A 19,099-nucleotide genomic window follows, 5' to 3' on the forward strand; every position below is an offset into this window, starting at 1 on the left:
GCCAATTGAACTGATTTTTATGCCGAGAACACTGTGCTGAATTATTGTTGGGTGGCCGCTGGACACCCCCGGACAAACGCAATCCGGAACCGACAAACATAATTAAATCACACTGAATTAATTAATCAATAATTATATATATAATATTTATAGTAATTAAGAGAGTTAACTTGGCATTAATTTTTATATGAAGTGCGCAGCTAATTATTGCTCTACCGCGCACTGAGTGAACCACCACAGATAGGCTCCAGACCCCATGAAATAAGGGATCTGGGTTGTGGAAAATATTATTTCAGGGGCGTCAACCGTGCAGTCCAACCACCGGCAGGAGCCAGTTTGATGGTGAAGCGGTCACTGCGACTAACCTGACGCTCACTACGCTGGTAGTCCTCAGCCCAAAAATCGGCATTGATACCATCGGCAAAACTCTCCATAGCAAAGCTTCCGGCCGGTAGGAATGACAGATCCACGGTAAGTTCATGGGCAAATTCATCCCCCATGGCACCGATAAACCAATTGCTACCACTACGGCGTGCTACCACCAGGTAATCGCCTACTGCTGCGTGTAACACGCGGGTTTCATCCCACACCGCTGGCACCTTGGCAATAAACCCTGCTGACTCAGCCTCTTTGCGATAGTTGGACGGCGTGTCTGCCATCATTTGCATCGGGCTTTCAAAAACGCTGAACATCGCCATTTGATGCACACGTGTCGTCTGACTCATGGGGCGAGTGAAACGAATGCTGAAATCCTGATGATCCGGCGCCTTGCCATCAAACTTCACATTTTTAAACGCTGCCGGGCCAATACCGTTTGACATAGCACCGGGGGTGTAATCCATAGCGCCCGCCACCATACGAATAAAAGGCAGGGTCACATTGTGTTCGGGAGTGCTTTCATAGCTCCATTTATTCCACTCCAGACCTTTTACGCCCTCGCGGGTGATGGCATTGGGAAAGGTGCGCTGCAAACCGGCAGGTTTATAGGCTCCGTGTAAGTTGACCAGCAATTTGCGTTTTGCCGCCTCCTCGGTGACTTTCCAATAATAGTTGACCATGCCCTGATCATCGCGCTGCATAAAGTCGACCTTGATACCGGCCACACCCAGCTTTTCAAAGCGATCAAAAGCCGCCTCAAATTGCAGATCGAGAGTTTTCCAAATTACCCAGAGCACGATTTTGACGTTCTTTTGTTTGCCATAAGCCACCAGTTCCTCGATATTCATATTCGGCGCGGTGGACAGCAAATCGCCCAGGTTGTACCAACCCTCATCAAGGATCACGTACTCCAAACCGTATTCGGCGGCAAAATCGATATAGTGCTTGTAAGTTTGGGTATTCACACCCGCCTTAAAATCCACACCAAATAGATTGTTAGTGTTGTACCAATCCCATGCGACCTTACCGGGCTTGATCCAACTGGTATCGGCAATACGGCTAGGCTCAGCAAGTTGGTAAACCAATTGGTTGGTCAGTAACTCTGCATCATTTTTAGCTACCGCTAAAATCCGCCAGGGAAAAGCACGCTCGCCCTTGGTGATGGCCAAGTATTTGGCACGGGCTTTCACCGGCTCATTACGGTCTGAATTGGGTTCCATTTCTACCTTGGTGGGGAAGCGCGCAAAGGTGCCTGCAAGTGCATTTTTACCCGTGCCCTTTAACCACAAACCAGGGTAGTCCTGCAGGTCGGATTCAGTAATCAATATCTTGGCGTTGGCCGTTGCCACCAATGCGGGCAAGCTGCTCAGGGTATCGCGCTTGAATTGCACCAAGGGTTTTTGAATATAACTGCGCTCGTTATGGGAATAAAAACCCTCCTCCACCGGCAGCCAAGCGCTGTCGCCCTGACTGAAGTTGTACTCCACCAGTTCGTCGTCCACCTGCACCTGGCCGGGAATCCGAGTTACAAAACGGTAGGCAATACCGTTGTTATAAGCGCGGAATACGATTGATACCGGCTGCGCCAGCTCAATTGTCATTTCATTAAAGTGATCGCGAATCTCCTTGGATTTAGTCGGTAAAGTCGGAGCAATAACCTCATCGACACTACGGCGAGAAACCTTCGCCAGCTGGGGCTTATCCAGCAATTTCTTTACCTCGGCCACTTCCAGCGACAAACGCGAGGGCAACAACAGCAACTTATCCCCTTGGGTCAGGGTGTAACTAATATGCTTATCAATGCTTACCTCAGCGACCAATTGACCGTTGGGTGATGCCAGTATCAGCGATTCTTTGGCAGTCGCGTGAAGCGCTCCTCCACAACCCAGTACCAGCCCGACCAACAACCATAGTGACGCAGTACCCCACGACACGATCTTGTGAACGTTTTTCATAGTGACATTTCCTCGTAAAACCACCGACCACAACAGGCTGCACCCGGGGTGAATTTATGATTATCGTTATAGCAACTAACCAAAAAACAACGGTTAAAAAAGAGCCGGTGAATAATTCACCGGCCCATACAAAGTCGCATTCGCGACAGGAGATGAACGTGAAACCGAGCAGCTTAAAAATCAAACAATACGGCACACCCGCTTTATTAAAGCACTTTGTTTTAATAAGTCAATAGTATTATTTGTATTATATATTTGCTTGGCGTTGTGTTGGTGCCAAACCAAACCAGCACCCCAGGTTTGTGGGGAGGGCATAGTTTTCACCTTGCAACAGCCAAAGCCAGCTACCGGTTTAGTTACCCCGCGACCACTTTTTTATCGCTGGACAGAAGCTCGCAGGACTCAGTGACACTGTTCCTAAGACTACGAAGGGTGGGGTTAAAGATAAGGATTAACGATTGGGATTTAACGATTGGGGAGTGCAATGATGGATTTCACTTCACAAATCTGAAAAGCAGTGACAACAGAAAATAAAACCACAAACAATTCGAACTATTATTTTTATGGATACCCGCGTGCGCGGGTATGACAAAAGTATATTTTTAGAAGTTCACTCGCTAAAAAGCTATTCCCGCAACAACCTCACCCCATAAATACCACCCGCAATTGAACCCGGTGTCGCGACAAATTTCAGGGTGTATTTATCTTTGGCTTTTTTTACTAATTCCGCAGGTATCGCATAATCAACGGTGAAAAACTCCTGCGTATTGCCGGTGGATTCGACCTTGGCAATCACCACATCGTTCAACTGAATTTCAAATTTTCTGCCGGAATCAATTCCTGCGTAGGTAATGCGCAAAGTTTTGGCTTCCTGTTTTTTATCATTTAATTCATAACTGAACCACGCGCGAGTGTGGCGCCAGTGACGATTATTATATAAACCCGCTTCCGCTTGTTCGCCTTTATAAAAATGGTCTGACTCTGGCTGTTGTTCACCAGGGGCAACCTGATCGATAGTTTTGGCTTGCAACTCCAAGCGCGCTTTTTCCTCAGCAGCAGCTTTGGCGCGAGACGTTTCTAAATCCTCCGCGGTGCTATAGGGCAAGTACAATGCGTAACGCGATTCATGCACACGAAAAAACGGGACTAATTCGATCTGCTGAAGATTCTGGCCATTGATTAAACCGCTGGCGTTAAAGGTTAGCGGCTTACCGGCGACGGGTTTTAATTGCTGGATAAACTCATCGCTATTACCCAACAAAAATGGCGCCGCTTCCAGCGGGCATACCTGACCGGAGGCGATATGCCCCATGCGTGAATCATCCGCAAAATAGCTGATTTTTTCGGTCACAAATGGCTGGGCTTTCAGCGCAAGTACAATGGGACCATGGAGCACCGCATAATAGTTTGAACCGTCGGGTAATTTTTCCAGGCGGGGTTTCATGGGCAATACCAATTGCACTTTATCGCCCTTTTTCCAACGGCGTTCCAGCGCAATGTAATCGCCCGGTTGTTGTTTTACCTCCACCGCTTTTCCGTTTATCCGTAATTGCAGCTGACCGGCCTCAACCCAGTGTGGGTAGCGCAATTGCAAACGAAAACGCTTGCTGGTTTCCATTACCAGTTCGGTAGTTTCTGCATCAGGAAATTGGGTATTTTGGGTAAGGCTTATGCCCTGCTCTGCCCAAGTCATGCGCGAGGGAATAAATAAATTCACAAACACTTCGGGTATTTTTTTGTTTAAGTCACGCGCATAAATAAATTCGGCATATTTGGAATGGTTTTCTATACCAGAACCCACACAGCACCACATGCCGTCATGCACTTGCGAATACATACGGTAATGATTGGGGCGCATAGAGGTGAAGTACACCAAGCCGCCAGTTTGTGGATGCTGGGAGGACAAAATATGGTTGTACAAGGCGCGTTCGTAATAATCCACGTATTTCATCGCCGGATTGTTTTTACTTTTTTTCATATCCGCTGCTGAGTTATCCCTTGAAGATAAAAACAACAACTGGGTGAGTTTGAGCATATTGTAGGTATTGCAGGTTTCCGGGCCTTCTACATCCTCAATCATCGCGGTGAAATCATGGCTATCGTGAAAGTGTTCTTTCACACTGTTGCCACCAATCGCCACGGTGCGTTTGTCTACTACGGTTTGCCAAAAAAACTCTGCGGCTTTATTCCAGCTTTCGTTGTGCGTCGCATCGGCTACTTTTTTAAAGCCAATAATTTTGGGGATTTGGGTATTAGCGTGCAGGCCGGTTAATTGATCCTGCTGTTTTTCCAGCGGCTGTAATATCGCTTGGTGGGAAAAAGCCTCCGCCAGTTTCAAATATTTTTTATCGCCCGTGATTTCTGCCACATCCACAAATACTTCATTCATACCACCGTGTTCGGTGCGCAGCATGGTTTGCATTTGCTCAGGTGATAATTTTTTGGTGAGTTCAATAGTCCAATCAGACAAACGCACCAACATTTTTTTGGCGTCTTCGTTGCCTGCATATAAATAAGCATCGCGCAGACCCGCATAGATTTTATGCAGGTTGTACCAGGGCACCCAGCGCTCGTTAGTGGAGAAGTTGTCGGCGCGAATATCACCGCGCGCAATTTCACTCCACATTTTATTGCTGTCAGGAATACCGCCAATGTAACCACTGCCTAGCTTGTCCTGGCATTTTTTTAATTCCGCAATTACATAGTTCAACCGATGCAGCACCACCTCGTCTTTGGTCGCGGCATAGAGCAAGGCCAGCGCCGTCACATAATGCCCGCCCATGTGGCCATCCAGCCCGGTGGATTCCCAATTGCCGTAAGTCTCTTTAAACGGCAAGCCCGCCTCACGGCGAAATGGTGCTAATAATTTCTCTGCGTCCAACGCCATTAAATATTCTTTGTTGGTGTGTTGCGCTTGCAAGAAGGGGCTATCGAGCAATTGCACATCGCGGGTGGGAGCTAGCTCAAGGGCATGCGCTGACGCCATAAACAAGCTAAAACCAAGAGTGACTAAACGCAGAGAGCTAACCAAATTCATCATAAAACCTCCAAAAAAATATTCCCGCCAATGGCGGGAATATAAAATTTATTACTGACTAATAGCGGGATTTAACTTAACTTTTCATAGAGTTAAGCATGCCCTTAGATATTCACCATTCGTCACACCCGCGAACGCATCCATCCATGAAAATTATTATTGCGCTTGCAGCGTAAACATTTGATTGGTGCTATTGGCAACACATTGCCATTGATTGAGATTGGCGCCATCCGCACTGGAGGCTCCTGCAATATCTAAACATTTTTCGCTGTTGCGATTCACTATGCGATAACGCCCTGAGCCTGCCGCTTGAAAACGAAATAGTTGGTTGTGAGTGGCTGTGTAATTCCACAGCATAAGGTTGGCGCCATCAGCAGTTGAAAAAGAATTTATATCAAAAGCCAAGCCAATTGCATTGGCTGGCGAGATGCGATGCCAAACATCATCAACACGTGAAACCATAAACTTCTGGCAATTATTATTTAACCAGCCCCACTGACGCAGGTTAGTACCTGCTGCCACACCACAATTTTCTACATCCAAGGATTTCCCCGAGTGCGCAGGAGTAATGCGATAAGTACCACTGATACGCGCATTGTTATCGCTTTTCACTGTAAAACTGCGACTGAATACCGGCCAACCATTAGAAAAAGTCATCTGCAATAAATCCAAACGCGCAGGCCAACCAGTGGAGGTGGTGCCATCGTAATAGTGGATAGACGCAAGGTGCTGGCCATTATTGTAGAAATAACCAAAATGACCAGGGCCAATATAATTCCCATCAGACATCAATACAGTGCTGCCACCATAATTCCACAGGCTTACACCGTTCTTATCCAGAAATGGCCCGGTGGGGCTAGTGGAGCGGCCAGTTACCAAGTAGTAATCACTGTTATTGCCTTGGCAACATTCGCCCAAGTTAACAAACATGTAGTAATAACCATTGATGTATTTTACTTGCGCCGCTTCAAATTCACTCCATGCATAATTATTTCCCACCACCGGGTAACGAGTGGAATTCATCAGCAACCCGGTATTGGGATTAATTTGCCGCACAAAAATACCTGCATAGTGCGAACCATAAATCATCCACACATTATTTTGCGCATCGCGATATAAACCTGCATCAATAGTATTAACTGGCTGGCCGCTTAACGTGCCTTCGTCCACGGTAGAAACTACCATGCCCAAATCCTGCCAATTGGGATTATTGAGCGAGTTGGTAACCATCACTCCAATAGCTGAGCGCATACCAGATGTTGCGGAGAAAGCTGAATAGTACAAATAAAATTTGCCATTCATTTCAATTAAATCCGGCGCCCAAAAATTGCCGTCAAACCCCGGCACTTTGTTGCCAATCCAGCTCGGGTAGGTATTGGCAGGCACGGGGGATGGGCCACGCTGCCAATTAATCAAATCGGTGGAATAAAGTGCATTGATTGGAAAATTACTGGCCCCACCACCGGTGCCAAAAGTCCAATAAGTATTTCCATCTTTCACAATGGTAGAGGGATCGTGAATATCGGTTGTGCCATTAAGCGTTAATGCAATCGAATTAATACTCGATAATGACACCAGGATAAAAAAAATATTTCTGAATAGCTGGATAGCTTTGCACATAGAAAAACCCTTAGTTATTAATTATTGTGGGAGAGCTGTTACTGCAAAAAGCCACGACGACACAGAACCAACTAGGAAAATGCTCGTTCTTGGCTTTATGCTACTTTGTATTACAATACTACCATTATACAAATCACATATCAGCCGTATAGCACAGCTTTTACCAAAATAAATAACCCCTGAAGAACAGGCCTATCTATGCAAAATCAAGTTCCTAAACAAATTGTGATTGTTGGCGGCGGCACTGCCGGCTGGATGGCGGCTTCAATATTGTTGCACGCGTGGAAAACACACCAAGTGGAAATCACGCTCGTTGAGTCTGAGGACATTGGCATTATTGGCGTAGGTGAAGGTTCAACACCTGCGCTGCGAAAATTTTTTAGCTATCTGCACATTGCCGAAAAAGAATGGATGCCCGCCTGCAACGCCACCTATAAAGCTGGAATCTATTTTGATAATTGGGGCGAAATCCCCGAATACGAAAGTTATTTCCACCCTTTTTATACCGCTTGGGATCAGGAAGGTGCCCACGCTTTTGTCGCAGCAGCAAACAAACAGCGACAAGGATTAACTACGAGCCCACACCCAAATTCATATTTTTTAGCCTATCACTTGGCGGAAGCAAATAAAGCACCACTACCAACCGACCCTCAGTTAGGCAATCAAGTTAATTATGGCTATCACTTTGATTCAGCGTTGCTGGGAAAGTTTTTGCGTGACCGCGCCAAACAACTGGGACTGACCCACCTCATCGACAATGTAGAACAAGTAACACTTACCGCTGAGGGTGACATAAGCAGTATCCAAACCCGACAACACGGCAGCATAGGTGCTGATTTTTTTATCGATTGCACTGGCTTTGCCAGTTTGTTGATGGGTAAAACCCTGCTGGAACCTTTTTTATCGTTCAAAGAAAATTTATTTAATGATGCAGCGGTAACACTACCAACAGCGATTGATGAAGAGATCGTACCAGCCACACGGTCAACTGCTTTAGGTTATGGTTGGGCATGGAAAATCCCACTCACTAACCGCTACGGTAATGGCTATGTTTACAGCCGGGATTTCATCTCCCCCGAACAGGCCGAGCAGGAATTGCGCAATCATTTGGGCGATGCCGCTAAAGATTCACCGGCACGTCACTTAACCATGCGCGTTGGTCGCATTCATAATCACTGGAAAAAGAATTGTTTGGCGGTTGGGCTATCCCAAGGCTTTATCGAACCACTTGAGGCTACAGCTCTGGCAATCGTGCAATCCACGTTGGAAAATTTTGTAGATTGTTTTGACCAGCCAGTTAGCGAAACAACCAAAGAAAACTACAACAATTACATTAACGAATTAATTGACGGAATTCGCGATTACATTGTTACCCATTATCTGCTCAACACCCGAACCGATACCACCTACTGGCGCGCTTGCCGCGAACAAGCCAAACCATCGACCAAGCTGGAAGCCTTAATTTCCTGCTGGGATAACCAAGGTGATTTTATGGATTTGTTGTTCAAGCAGCAACGCGCAAAAGTGTATAAACCTGAATCTTGGTTTTGCATTTTCGCGGGCATGGGGCGTTTTACCCATTTACGCACAACCAAAGCAAACATAACGCCAACCAACATAGAGTTAACCTTGCAGGAAAAATTAAACAACATCGGCAATTTATATTTTATTGATCACAAAAAACGTTTGAACATCCATTACTAATATTTACAATGGCTTTTCTATTACTTCGTTTTTATTTTTAAATTTTCAATTCATTAATTATAAAAAAGGCCGCTCAAATTGAGCGGCCTTTTCATTTCCAACAGTTATTCGGCTAACCTAGAAAGAAGCGCGAATACCAGCAGAAACAGTTTTAGCAAAACGAACGGTATCACGGTTAAACAAAGTGGCATCGCCGAAATAATCCTGGAAGTTGTCACCAAAGATATTGGTAGCATCCAAGGTCAGGATAATATCGTCGGTCACGTTGTAGCTCATGCTCACGTCAGTTGAACCGTAGTCTTGCGCCATAATTTCGATTGGCATACTGCAACAGAAGTTTTCACCGCCCTTAAATGCATCGCGATAGACGTAGGAAATACGTGCACCGAATTTTTCTTTTTCATAGGCTAATGCCACCGAATAAGATTTTTTGGATACATTAAACAGCTCGGTCTTCGCAGCACCTGACTCAGGCTTCAACTCACCATCAATATAAGTGTAGCTGGATTGGACACCCAAACCTTGCAATACCGCCGGTAAGTTATCCGGGAAATATTGGAAGCCCACTTCATAACCGGTGTAGTCACTTTCACCAGAGTTTTCAGGGCGATCCAATCGGTAAGGCACACCACCGATATCAACGATGGTAGTTTTACGCACGATAGTGTCGGTGAAATTGCGATTGAAAATAGTTCCGGTCAGGGCGCTGTCTTCTGCAAAATACCATTCCAAAGCAACATCAAAGTTAGTTGCCACAATGGGCTCAAGATTCGGGTTGCCGCCGCTACCAGTGCCTTGATTGATTTGACCAGCGATAGGTGCACGCAAGGTCAATGCAGGGTTCAAATCACCGAAAGCAGGACGAGTCAGTGTTTGTGAGGCGTTAATACGACCAGTAAGCGTATCGGTCAAACTGATGCGGAAAGACGCGTTTGGCAATACCACTGTGTCGTCAGCATTCAAGGTTACCTGGGTGGCAACATTGGTGTCGCCATCAATTTGGAAACCTGTCAAATCAGAAGAGGTGTTTACAACACGGCTTCCCACCACACCATCAACTGCTTTGCCAGCCACATCGAATGCGTAGTGGAATTGTCCATAGATCGCCGTAGTATCTTCAGTAATATCGAAGTAGCGAGTAGGGTCATACGCCGGTCTGCCGGTGTAGTTGAAACCCACAAGGTTGCGCAATGTATCCTGATTTTCTGCATCCAACATCCAGTCAACTGATGGTGTCAGCCACTGGCGAGGAAATGTCACTACACCACTCATGAAATCGCCCGGCGTCTTATCAACAATGCCATTCAGACGTGGATCGGACAGCAATGGGCCGCAGCAACGCACATTTTGCACGTCCTGATTTTCCGCATTGCGCGAACTATAACGCACACCAAATTCAAATTTTTCAATCGGCCCAAAGTCAACAAGATAATCGGCATCCACTTTCGCAGCGTAAGCTGTGCCCTTGGAATGAGTCCAACCATCAAAGAAGGTCGCAACACCCACACCGTCAGTGCTGGTTAAATCGAGATCACCGTAATCCAACGCCACTGCACCATTTTGGTTGAAGTCAACATTCAGGGTAGGCGCATTTCTGGTGAAATCGAGAATCAAACCGGTGTTATCAAAGGTAGATGTTTGATAATTCAAGTCAGCTTTGACATTCAGCTTGTCATTCGCATCCCAGTTCAAACCCGTGGTGTACTGCATACTTTCAGTTTCAGCTTCATATGCTTGCGTACTGGTCAGCAAAAATGCATTAACGGTTTGGGCAGTTTTAACAACATTAGTGCCTTCATGATAGGTGTAACTTGTGCCAGGTTTTTGTTGCGCATCGGTACGAGTAAACAGGAAGGACATATTGCCTTTGCCTTCGTAGCCTTGGTATGACATATCCAGATAGGTTTCCAGGCTGTCACTCGGCGCCCACTGTAATGACACATTCACTGCAGGGCGCTTGTTCAAGCCGTAACGATCCCATGCACCTGCGGCATCGCGCATCAATACATAATCATTGTCGGGTGAAGTGTCCAGCGCTACGCCAGGTGTGGAGCCAGCAATAGGCACACCAGTTTCTGTGTAGGGGAAAAAGCCGCCGCCCCATACTGCCTCTTCACGATAATTACTTTCCATGTAAGCAACGTTCAGTAATGCACCGAATTCACCCGCACTGGTATCCCAGCGATTACTAACCAATGCACTCAGGTTTGGATCGGTTTCTTCAGACTGATCGTTGTAAGTTCCTTTCAAAGAAACTGCAGTTTTGAAACCATCAAAATCAAATGCACGACGCATGCGCACGTTAACAACACCGCCTACGCCGCCTTCAATCATATCGGCAGAGGTGGACTTATAAACTTCGATACCTGCTACTAGAGTTGCAGGAATATCCTGCAGTGCCATACCGCGGCCGACACCGGTAAATACTTGCTGACCATTAATAGTTGTAACAATGTCGCCAGAACCACGAATTACTACGCTACTGCCTTCGCCTTTAACATCCACACCCACCTGCACACCAGTGATGTGTGACATAGCTTCAATTACGTTGTTGTCAGGGAATTTACCAATGTCTTCAGCAACAATTGCGTCAACAATTTGGGTGTTCTCGCGTTTGATATCCAACGCTTTGGACATACTGCCGCGAATACCGGTAACAACAACCTCTTCAAGGCCGTCGTCTTCCTGCGCTACAGCCACGTAGGACGAACCCAAGGCTGCAACCATTGCAATCGATAAACTGAGTGTTTTTTTCTTGAACATGACTATCTCCCGTGGTCAATCGCCCTTTTTATTCGGAGTGTCCGATGGAGCGATTGTTATTATTAAAACCGGTGTTCTTGCAGCACTGTCTTAGTCTGGCGCGGTATTTCTGCCTGCTCCGCACAAAACGATCAGGCTCGTTTTTGTTAGCCAGCGCCTAATAATTAGGCATATTGTAAGACAATTAAAATACTAGTCTTCACGGCATTTTCCGTCAACAAATGAAAAGTATTTTTTATGTAAAAACACCGGAGCATTACCAAAAGTAGCACTTTCACCCGAGAGCTAGCGCCAAGTGTGCAGAAAACAAGGTTTTATCGCGATGGAGGGTTATTCATTTGGAAACAGCAAGAAAGGCTTGCAAATCGCTATTTGATACAATTTTTATATTACAATAATACCTTGCTTTACGTATGATTATGCCGGGCTTACCCTGGCGCAGGGCGTCACAATAGCCCCAACAATAACTACAGACTGAGAATAAAAGGTAACCCGCATGATTCACTTTTCCACGCTCGATTGGGCTGTGCTAGCTGGCTTTATGCTGTTGCTAGTCGCGGTAGTGGTCTGGTCGCTATTTGAAAAAGAAAAAGACACCTCTGACTATTTTCTGGCAGGCCGCAATGCCGGCTGGCTGGTAATTGGTTCATCCATTTTTGCCTCCAATATCGGTTCGGAACATTTGGTCGGGCTGTCGGGCGCAGGCATGCAAACGGGCATGGCGATGGCGCACTGGGAGTTACAGTCCTGGATTATTTTGTTGCTCGGTTGGATGTTCGCGCCGTTTTACTGGAGCAGCAAGGTGTACACCATGCCCGAGTATATGGAGCGCCGTTACTCGTCCAACTCACGCACTTTTTTGTCGTTTATTTCGCTGGTGAGTTATGTGCTCACCAAAGTATCGGTCACTGTGTATGCCGGTGGTGTGGTACTGAAAACAGTACTCGGTATCGACAGTATGTGGGGTATCGATTTCTTTTGGATCGCTGCTGTTGGTTTGGTGGTAGTGACAGGTATATACACCGTGCTGGGCGGCATGAAAGCCATTATGTGGACCTCGGTATTGCAAACACCGGTGTTGATTATCGGTTCACTGGTCATTCTGGTCGTAGGCTTGGAGAAGGTGGGCGGTTTTGCTGAACTGGAACGTATCAATGGCGAAAAAATGCATTTGATTCGCGCCGCCAGTGACCCGGATTTTCCTTGGCCGGGTGTTATTTTTGGCTCGTTTATTATCGGCTTTTGGTATTGGTGTACGGATCAATACATTGTGCAGCGTGTGCTTTCCGCCAAAGGGATTCAAGCGGCGCGGCGCGGGACTATTTTTGCGGGCTACTTAAAATTGTTGCCGGTATTTATTTTCCTGTTTCCCGGCATGATCGCTTATGCGCTGCATCAACAAGGGCAAATAAATATTGAGAGTGCAGACCAAGCCTTTGCGGCACTGGTATCGGAACTATTGCCTTCAGGTATTAAGGGTATTGTGATTGCCGGCTTACTCGCTGCGTTGATGAGCTCCCTGGCCTCGCTGTTTAATTCCTCCGCCACCTTATTCACCATCGATTTTTATAAAAAATTCAAACCACACGCAAGCGAAACAAAACTTTTGAGCGTGGGCCGCACCGCCACTGTAGTGGTGGTTTTACTCGGCATAGTGTGGATTCCGGTAATGCAAATGGTGTCCGATGTGCTCTACGAATATTTACAGCTAGTGCAAGCGTTGATTGCACCGGGCATTGCTGTCGTATTTTTGCTGGGTGTATTTTCCAAACGCATTACACCTGCTGCCGGTTTTATCGGGTTGGTAAGCGGATTTGTATTGGGCATTTTGCGTTTAGTGCTAACCATTTTTAAAGATCAACTTGATCCCGATGGCTTCCTGTACAGCTTGGTGGCCATGAATTGGCTCTACTACTGCTCATTATTATTTGTTGTGATTTGTGTATTGGTGATTGGTGTAAGCCTGTTCACCAAAGTGGCGAGCGATGAGCAGTTACAAGGGTTAACCTATGGTTCAATTTCTGCGGCACAGCGCGCTGAAATTCGTGCCGGTATTGATAAGTGGGATGTGATTCATACCCTGATAATTGTGGGGATTACAGCAGCGATTTATGTGCGGTTTTGGTAGCGATATTTAAATCTTTTTTTACAAGCCAATCCCCCTCCCCTTTTTTCAAAGGGGGAGGAGAGGGAGGGATTTAACCAGCCTTCGCTTTATAAGCACGAATAATTACGTTAAAACTCTCTGCATAGGCTTTCAAGTCATCCAATTCTTTTTTCTCGGCTGAACGGCTTAACCCAGCGCAACCTAAATAATCCTGCATTGCTTTTACGTAAGCTTTTACATCGTTGTTTGCTTTGACCATCTGTGCACTTACTGCCGTTGCCGGGTCCGGAAATTCCGGTTTGGTGGCCGGTTTACTGCAAGCATAAGCACCGCTGGATAAGGCGGCGGTTAGTGTCAACGCAATTACATATTTTTTCATTGTCTCTCTCCTCTGCTTTATACGCGGAAGCGGCTCACCAACTCGGAAAGCTGGTCGGCTGCGGCTGCCAGATGTTCAGTATTGGTACAAATGCGACTGGAGCTTTGTGCCGACTCCACGGCCACATTGGAAATGCGCTGCACATTTTTTTCGATTTGGCGTGTTGCAGCACTTTGCTGTTCGGACGCGGCAGCAATTTGGTTGGTGCGATCGCGAATCACACTCACGATAGAGGTAATATTTTCCAGCGACACGCTCGCTTGACCCGCTTGCTCCACCGAAGCACCCGCTTGTGCGTTGCCCGCCGACATCATTTCTACCGCTTTGTGCGAACCGGATTGCAAGCGCTCGATCATTTCGCGAATTTCGGTGGTGGATGTTTGCGTGCGCGAAGCCAGGGTGCGCACTTCATCGGCCACTACCGCAAAACCACGCCCCTGTTCACCGGCGCGCGCCGCTTCAATTGCCGCGTTCAGTGCAAGTAAGTTGGTTTGCTCGGCAATACCGCGAATGACATCCAACACCGAACCAATGCTTTGGGTTTCCTGTTGTAACTGATCAATCACACCCGCAGCCGTTTTAATATCGTTAGAGAGGGATTGGATTTGCCCCATAGTGAGCGCCACTGTTTGTTTGCCAGAAGCGGCAGCACTATCGGCTTGCTGTGATTGGTTGGCGGTTTCACTCACACTTTGGCTAACGTTATCTACCACCGCCGCCATCTCGCGAATCGCCGTAACAATTTGCTGGATTTCGTTTTGTTGATGTTGGATTGCCAATTCATTTTCACGCGCGGTGGCGGACAATACCTGTGCATCTTTGCGCACACTTGCGGCAGTTTGAATCACGTTGCCGATAATGCCCTGCAAGCGCTCAACAAAGCGATTAAAACAGCTGGCCAATTCTGCCACTTCATCGCGACCAGAAACTGGCAAGCGACGAGTCAGGTCGCCCTCACCTTCCGAAATATTGCGCAGTGCTTCCACTATGTTATTGATTGGCCCAACAATACTTTTTTGCACGGCATATGACACCGCCAAGGCCAGCAAGCTGAGCACAATCACCACTACCAGCGAGCGATTAAACGCCTGAGCCACAATGGTTTGCACCTCGGCCATATCAATCACCATGGAGATGTACGCCAGGGTTTGGCCGTCGGACTGAATTGCCTCGGTAATAGTTAACTGCCCTTTGGCTTCCGTCATGCCGACGGAAGGCGCTTGTGTAGATATGCGGCTTTTGGCATCGGCCTCGCTCACACCCTGCACATACCAAGCGAAGGGTTTACCGCCGCTGTAAATGGCCGCCGATTGCACACGGGGGCTGAGCTTCAAAGCATTGAGTGACGCCGCTACCGTTGCCGCATCATCAAACGTGATTGCACCTACACTGGCCTCACCCAATACCTGGGCCAGGGTTTGGGTATCCTTAATAATGGTATCGCGCGCCGTCTCGATACCCGATTGTGCCGTTACTATTGCCGTAGCCACCACTGCTGCCACGCAGCTAAGCGTGACGCTTAGGAGGATTTTCATTTTGAGCGATAAATTATTCACACCAACCTCTCAGATAATTTTTCTTATGTCGCTATGATCCAGCACTACCGCACCAGCGGATAAATTGTCAGTCAAATAAAGCACCCAACTAAGCGCCCTACCCCGATTTATCTTTTAGTTACGATAAAAACACTGAATGTTAAGTATAGGTCAATATTGGCAATTGCTATTTGTAGAATTCTTGTTAGTCAAAAAAGCAATAAAAGACGAAGATAAGCCGGTTATTTGCGAAAAGCATCACAAAAAAATCACATATCTGATAAATCCGTCCTTTTACTTATAGCTAAGGCTCACCGAACAGGCAAAAAAAAGCCGCTAACACAAGTACTAGCGGCGCAAAAAGTGGTGTCATCAACAAAACTAACACCATCCAACGACAAAGGGATAAGACTCGGGACACATACAACAATCGATGACGGTGGGCACTGTATCGATATTGCTATCTTTTGTGCACCACCATTTGTATTATTATATATAAATATTAAAAGTAATCCAGCAATTTTTAACCCAAGGTATCCACAATGAAGCCTTTACTAAAACACAGCGCAAAACTCCTCCCCTTTTCACTGGCGCTGGCACTTGCTGCCTGCGGTGGCGGTGGAGGTGGTTCACCCAGTGCAAACAACCCCACCCCCGCCAGCAGTGTGGCAACCATAAGCAGCAGCGAAATGGCCACTAGTAGCAGCGCGACCAGCATGGCCAGTAGCAGTGCAGTCGCCGGTGAAACCGTGAATATCAATTTTACCAACGCGGCGGTACACGACCCCTCAGTGGTAAAAGTAGGCAGTGAGTACTATGTGTTTGGCTCACATTTAGCTGCCGCCAAAAGTAGCGACTTGATGAACTGGACCAAGGTGGCCGATGGCGTGAATAACCAAAACCCCTTGTTCGGCAATAAGGTCACTACCGAATTGGCAGACACCTTTACCTGGTCAGAGGTAACCGGCTTGTGGGCCGCGGATGTTATCCAGCTGGACGATGGCAAATTCTACTTCTACTACAACTCCTGCAAGGGCGATTCACCCCGCTCAGCGCTGGGTGTAGCGGTAGCCGACAACATTGAAGGCCCTTATGTGAACAAACAAATCATGCTCAAGTCCGGCATGTGGGGTCAGGCCAGTGAAGACGGCACGGTATACGACGCCCAAGTCCACCCCAACGCAGTAGACCCGGATGTATTTTTTGATAAAAACGGCAAGCTGTGGATGATGTATGGCTCCTACTCCGGCGGCATTTTTATTCTGGAGCTGGATGAAGCCACCGGCCTAGCCAAACCCGGCCAAGGCTACGGCAAACACCTGTTAGGCGGCCATCACGCGCGCATCGAGGGCGCTTATGTGCTCTATAACGCGCAAACCGGTTACTACTATATGTTCACCTCTTTTGGCGGGCTGGATGCAATTGGTGCCTACAACATGCGCGTCGCGCGCTCGGTGAACCCTGATGGCCCTTATTTGGATGCCGCGGGCACCGATATGTCCACGGTAAAAGGCAACCCCAACAAACTGTTTGACGACGTGCTCTACGCACCTCACGGGCAAAAGTTGATGGGCAATTTCCAGTTCGCGTTAGCCGCTGGCGAGACAGGCACACAACACGGTTATGTTTCTGCGGGGCACAACTCGGCCTATTACGAGGAAGAGTCGGATCAATATTTCCTGATTTTCCACACCCGTTTCCCCGGCCGTGGTGAGCAACATGAAATTCGCACCCATGAACTGTTTTTTAATGCCGATGGCTGGCCGGTCGCGGCGCCCTATCGCTATGTACCACTCAGCAGCAATCCGACCACATTGGATAAAACCATTGCTGGCAGCGAAGTAGCGGGTAGTTACAAATACATCAACCACGGTAAAGACATCAGCGCCACGCTGAAAACCTCATCCACTATTACCCTTAATAGTGATGGCAGTGTGACTGGTGCAGTGAGCGGAAGCTGGAGCGCGCAGGGCAATAATTTAATTGACCTGACACTTGGCAATGAGAGTTTTAAAGGTGTTTTATCGCGCCAGTGGAACCCCAACAGCAAAACCTTCGTGGTGACATTCAGTGCACAATCAACTGCTGGTATTTCTGTGTGGGGCAGCCGGAATAATTAAACCTCCTTCATCATGCCCGCGAACGCGGGTATCCATAAAAAACCGGGCGCAACGCCCGGTTATTAAGTACAAAGAGGCACTTCCACCCCGTTAGTTTTTCAACTTCACGAGTTTTTAACTTACAACGCGGTTACATCGCCCGTAGAAACATCACAGCTGGCGGTATTCCAGTATTCGCCGTACTTGGTGGATGAACTGCCACTTTGCACGCCCTGGAACTCTTCACACACCGGCGGTTTACCGCGCACGTAATTTTTAATCTTCAAGCGACGGATAGTCGCTTTATCGCCAAAGTTGCGGTTCGCACCGGCGATGCTGCCTATCGCCCCGTTGATATTCACATCGTAAACCAACAGATTGCGCGGGCCGCCATTGCTTGAGCAATTACCGCAGGAGCGCCACAACTTGCCGTTGGTGCCGGTGGCGGTAAAGCCGCCAGCTACAATGGTGGTGCTGTTTTTGGAGTTGTGCTGGAAGATTTTATCGGGTGTACCGCCGTACCCACTGCCCGAGGCGTTATAAGCTGAACCGCCCACAATAGTCATGGTGCCGCCTTCGGATTTGTTAGTCGCCGCGTCTTCACAGATATCATTCCATACCACGTCCGCCAGGGTGCAGTTGCCGCTGTTGCAGTGAATACCGTCCGAACCACCATTGGCCGCAAGCTTCACATTGCGGATGGATGAGTTCCTCAGGGTTAACACCGCCGGCTGGGTTTCACTGTTACTGGCACAGCTCAAGCCAATGGTTTTGCCACCGCAATTAACAAAACGATTAGTTAGCGTGGCGCCCGCAACACATTCACTGGCACTGCCCACTTTTTGGAAAGCCCATAACTGCCCAGCTCCCCCCCAGTAGCTGAACATATTCACCTCCGCACCGGCATACATATTCATTTGCCACACATCCATTGCGCGACCGCCGAGTTTGGCGGTGATGGAGTAATAATTATTGCCGGTGTCGTTAATGTACCAGCGCTGGTTATCGGCACCGGTGTAAGTCCACTGGCGAACTTCTGCACCGTCGTTAGTATTCCAACCGTATAAATCCAGCGCTTTACCGCTGTGTACAGCACGAATGGAATAGGTGCCATCGCTCAGGGCGGTCACATCAAACTGCTGGTTATTGCCACCCAACACGAACCATTGCATCACATCCGCACCATCGGCCGTGCTGAAGTTGGCGACATCCAAGGCATTACCGTTGAGCTTGGATACTATGACGTAGCGCCCGGAAGACAGCGCCGCATGGCTGGTGGCACTCAGCAGCATGCTGAACGCCAATACAAAAAATAACGAAATACGTTTCATTGATTCGATCTCCACTTTTATCTTTATTAGGGAATCCACTTATCAGGATTGATAAGCAGCAGGGCGGGAATGCCTCTTTGGATCGACCGGTCTATTGCCTTATTTAATTACGCCTTATTAGTATTATTATATTTTTAAGTGACGATAGAGCTTGGGGGATGGCTTGTAAATAGCAGCCACTCTGCTGAGCA

The 19,099-nt window shown here is 47.6% G+C and carries 10 protein-coding genes; 3 read left to right on the forward strand and 7 right to left on the reverse strand.

Annotated elements, in window-relative coordinates:
- Positions 1-287: 287 nt before the first annotated feature.
- The 3 genes from D0B88_RS18500 to D0B88_RS18510 form a co-directional block, all read right to left on the reverse strand.
- Positions 288-2,333: a glycoside hydrolase family 97 protein gene (locus tag D0B88_RS18500; protein ID WP_151059007.1), complete on the reverse strand. Its 2,046-nt coding sequence runs from the start codon at positions 2,331-2,333 to the stop codon at positions 288-290.
- 625 nt (positions 2,334-2,958) lie between these two features.
- On the reverse strand, positions 2,959-5,373 hold the full coding sequence (locus tag D0B88_RS18505; RefSeq protein WP_225318461.1) for a glycoside hydrolase family 127 protein: 2,415 nt from the start codon (positions 5,371-5,373) through the stop codon (positions 2,959-2,961).
- Between the two features lie 153 nt (positions 5,374-5,526).
- Positions 5,527-6,990: a family 43 glycosylhydrolase gene (locus D0B88_RS18510; protein ID WP_151059009.1), complete on the reverse strand. Its 1,464-nt coding sequence runs from the start codon at positions 6,988-6,990 to the stop codon at positions 5,527-5,529.
- 198 nt (positions 6,991-7,188) lie between these two features.
- Between D0B88_RS18510 and D0B88_RS18515 the strand changes: the two genes are divergently transcribed.
- On the forward strand, positions 7,189-8,694 hold the full coding sequence (locus tag D0B88_RS18515) for a tryptophan halogenase family protein (RefSeq protein WP_151059011.1): 1,506 nt from the start codon (positions 7,189-7,191) through the stop codon (positions 8,692-8,694).
- A gap of 117 nt (positions 8,695-8,811) precedes the next feature.
- On the opposite strand, the gene D0B88_RS18520 is transcribed toward D0B88_RS18515, so the two are convergent.
- On the reverse strand, positions 8,812-11,457 hold the full coding sequence (locus D0B88_RS18520) for a TonB-dependent receptor (protein ID WP_151059013.1): 2,646 nt from the start codon (positions 11,455-11,457) through the stop codon (positions 8,812-8,814).
- Between the two features lie 496 nt (positions 11,458-11,953).
- Here D0B88_RS18520 and D0B88_RS18525 point away from each other — a divergent pair, with 496 nt between their 5' ends.
- Positions 11,954-13,585, forward strand: coding sequence for a sodium:solute symporter (locus tag D0B88_RS18525; protein WP_007646146.1), 1,632 nt, complete (start codon positions 11,954-11,956; stop codon positions 13,583-13,585).
- A gap of 70 nt (positions 13,586-13,655) precedes the next feature.
- On the opposite strand, the gene D0B88_RS18530 is transcribed toward D0B88_RS18525, so the two are convergent.
- The gene (locus D0B88_RS18530) at positions 13,656-13,943 is read right to left on the reverse strand and encodes a hypothetical protein (protein WP_007646143.1); all 288 of its coding nucleotides are present in this window, start codon (positions 13,941-13,943) and stop codon (positions 13,656-13,658) included.
- A gap of 17 nt (positions 13,944-13,960) precedes the next feature.
- On the reverse strand, positions 13,961-15,499 hold the full coding sequence (locus D0B88_RS18535) for a methyl-accepting chemotaxis protein (protein ID WP_007646141.1): 1,539 nt from the start codon (positions 15,497-15,499) through the stop codon (positions 13,961-13,963).
- Between the two features lie 521 nt (positions 15,500-16,020).
- Here D0B88_RS18535 and D0B88_RS18540 point away from each other — a divergent pair.
- Positions 16,021-17,598, forward strand: coding sequence for a glycoside hydrolase family 43 protein (locus D0B88_RS18540; protein ID WP_225318462.1), 1,578 nt, complete (start codon positions 16,021-16,023; stop codon positions 17,596-17,598).
- A 119-nt stretch (positions 17,599-17,717) separates the two neighbouring features.
- Here D0B88_RS18540 and D0B88_RS18545 read toward each other — a convergent pair whose 3' ends face one another.
- The gene (locus tag D0B88_RS18545; protein WP_151059015.1) at positions 17,718-18,908 is read right to left on the reverse strand and encodes an RICIN domain-containing protein; all 1,191 of its coding nucleotides are present in this window, start codon (positions 18,906-18,908) and stop codon (positions 17,718-17,720) included.
- Between the last annotated feature and the right edge of the window lie 191 nt (positions 18,909-19,099).

It is taken from the genome of Cellvibrio sp. KY-YJ-3, assembly GCF_008806955.1.
Lineage (GTDB): Bacteria > Pseudomonadota > Gammaproteobacteria > Pseudomonadales > Cellvibrionaceae > Cellvibrio.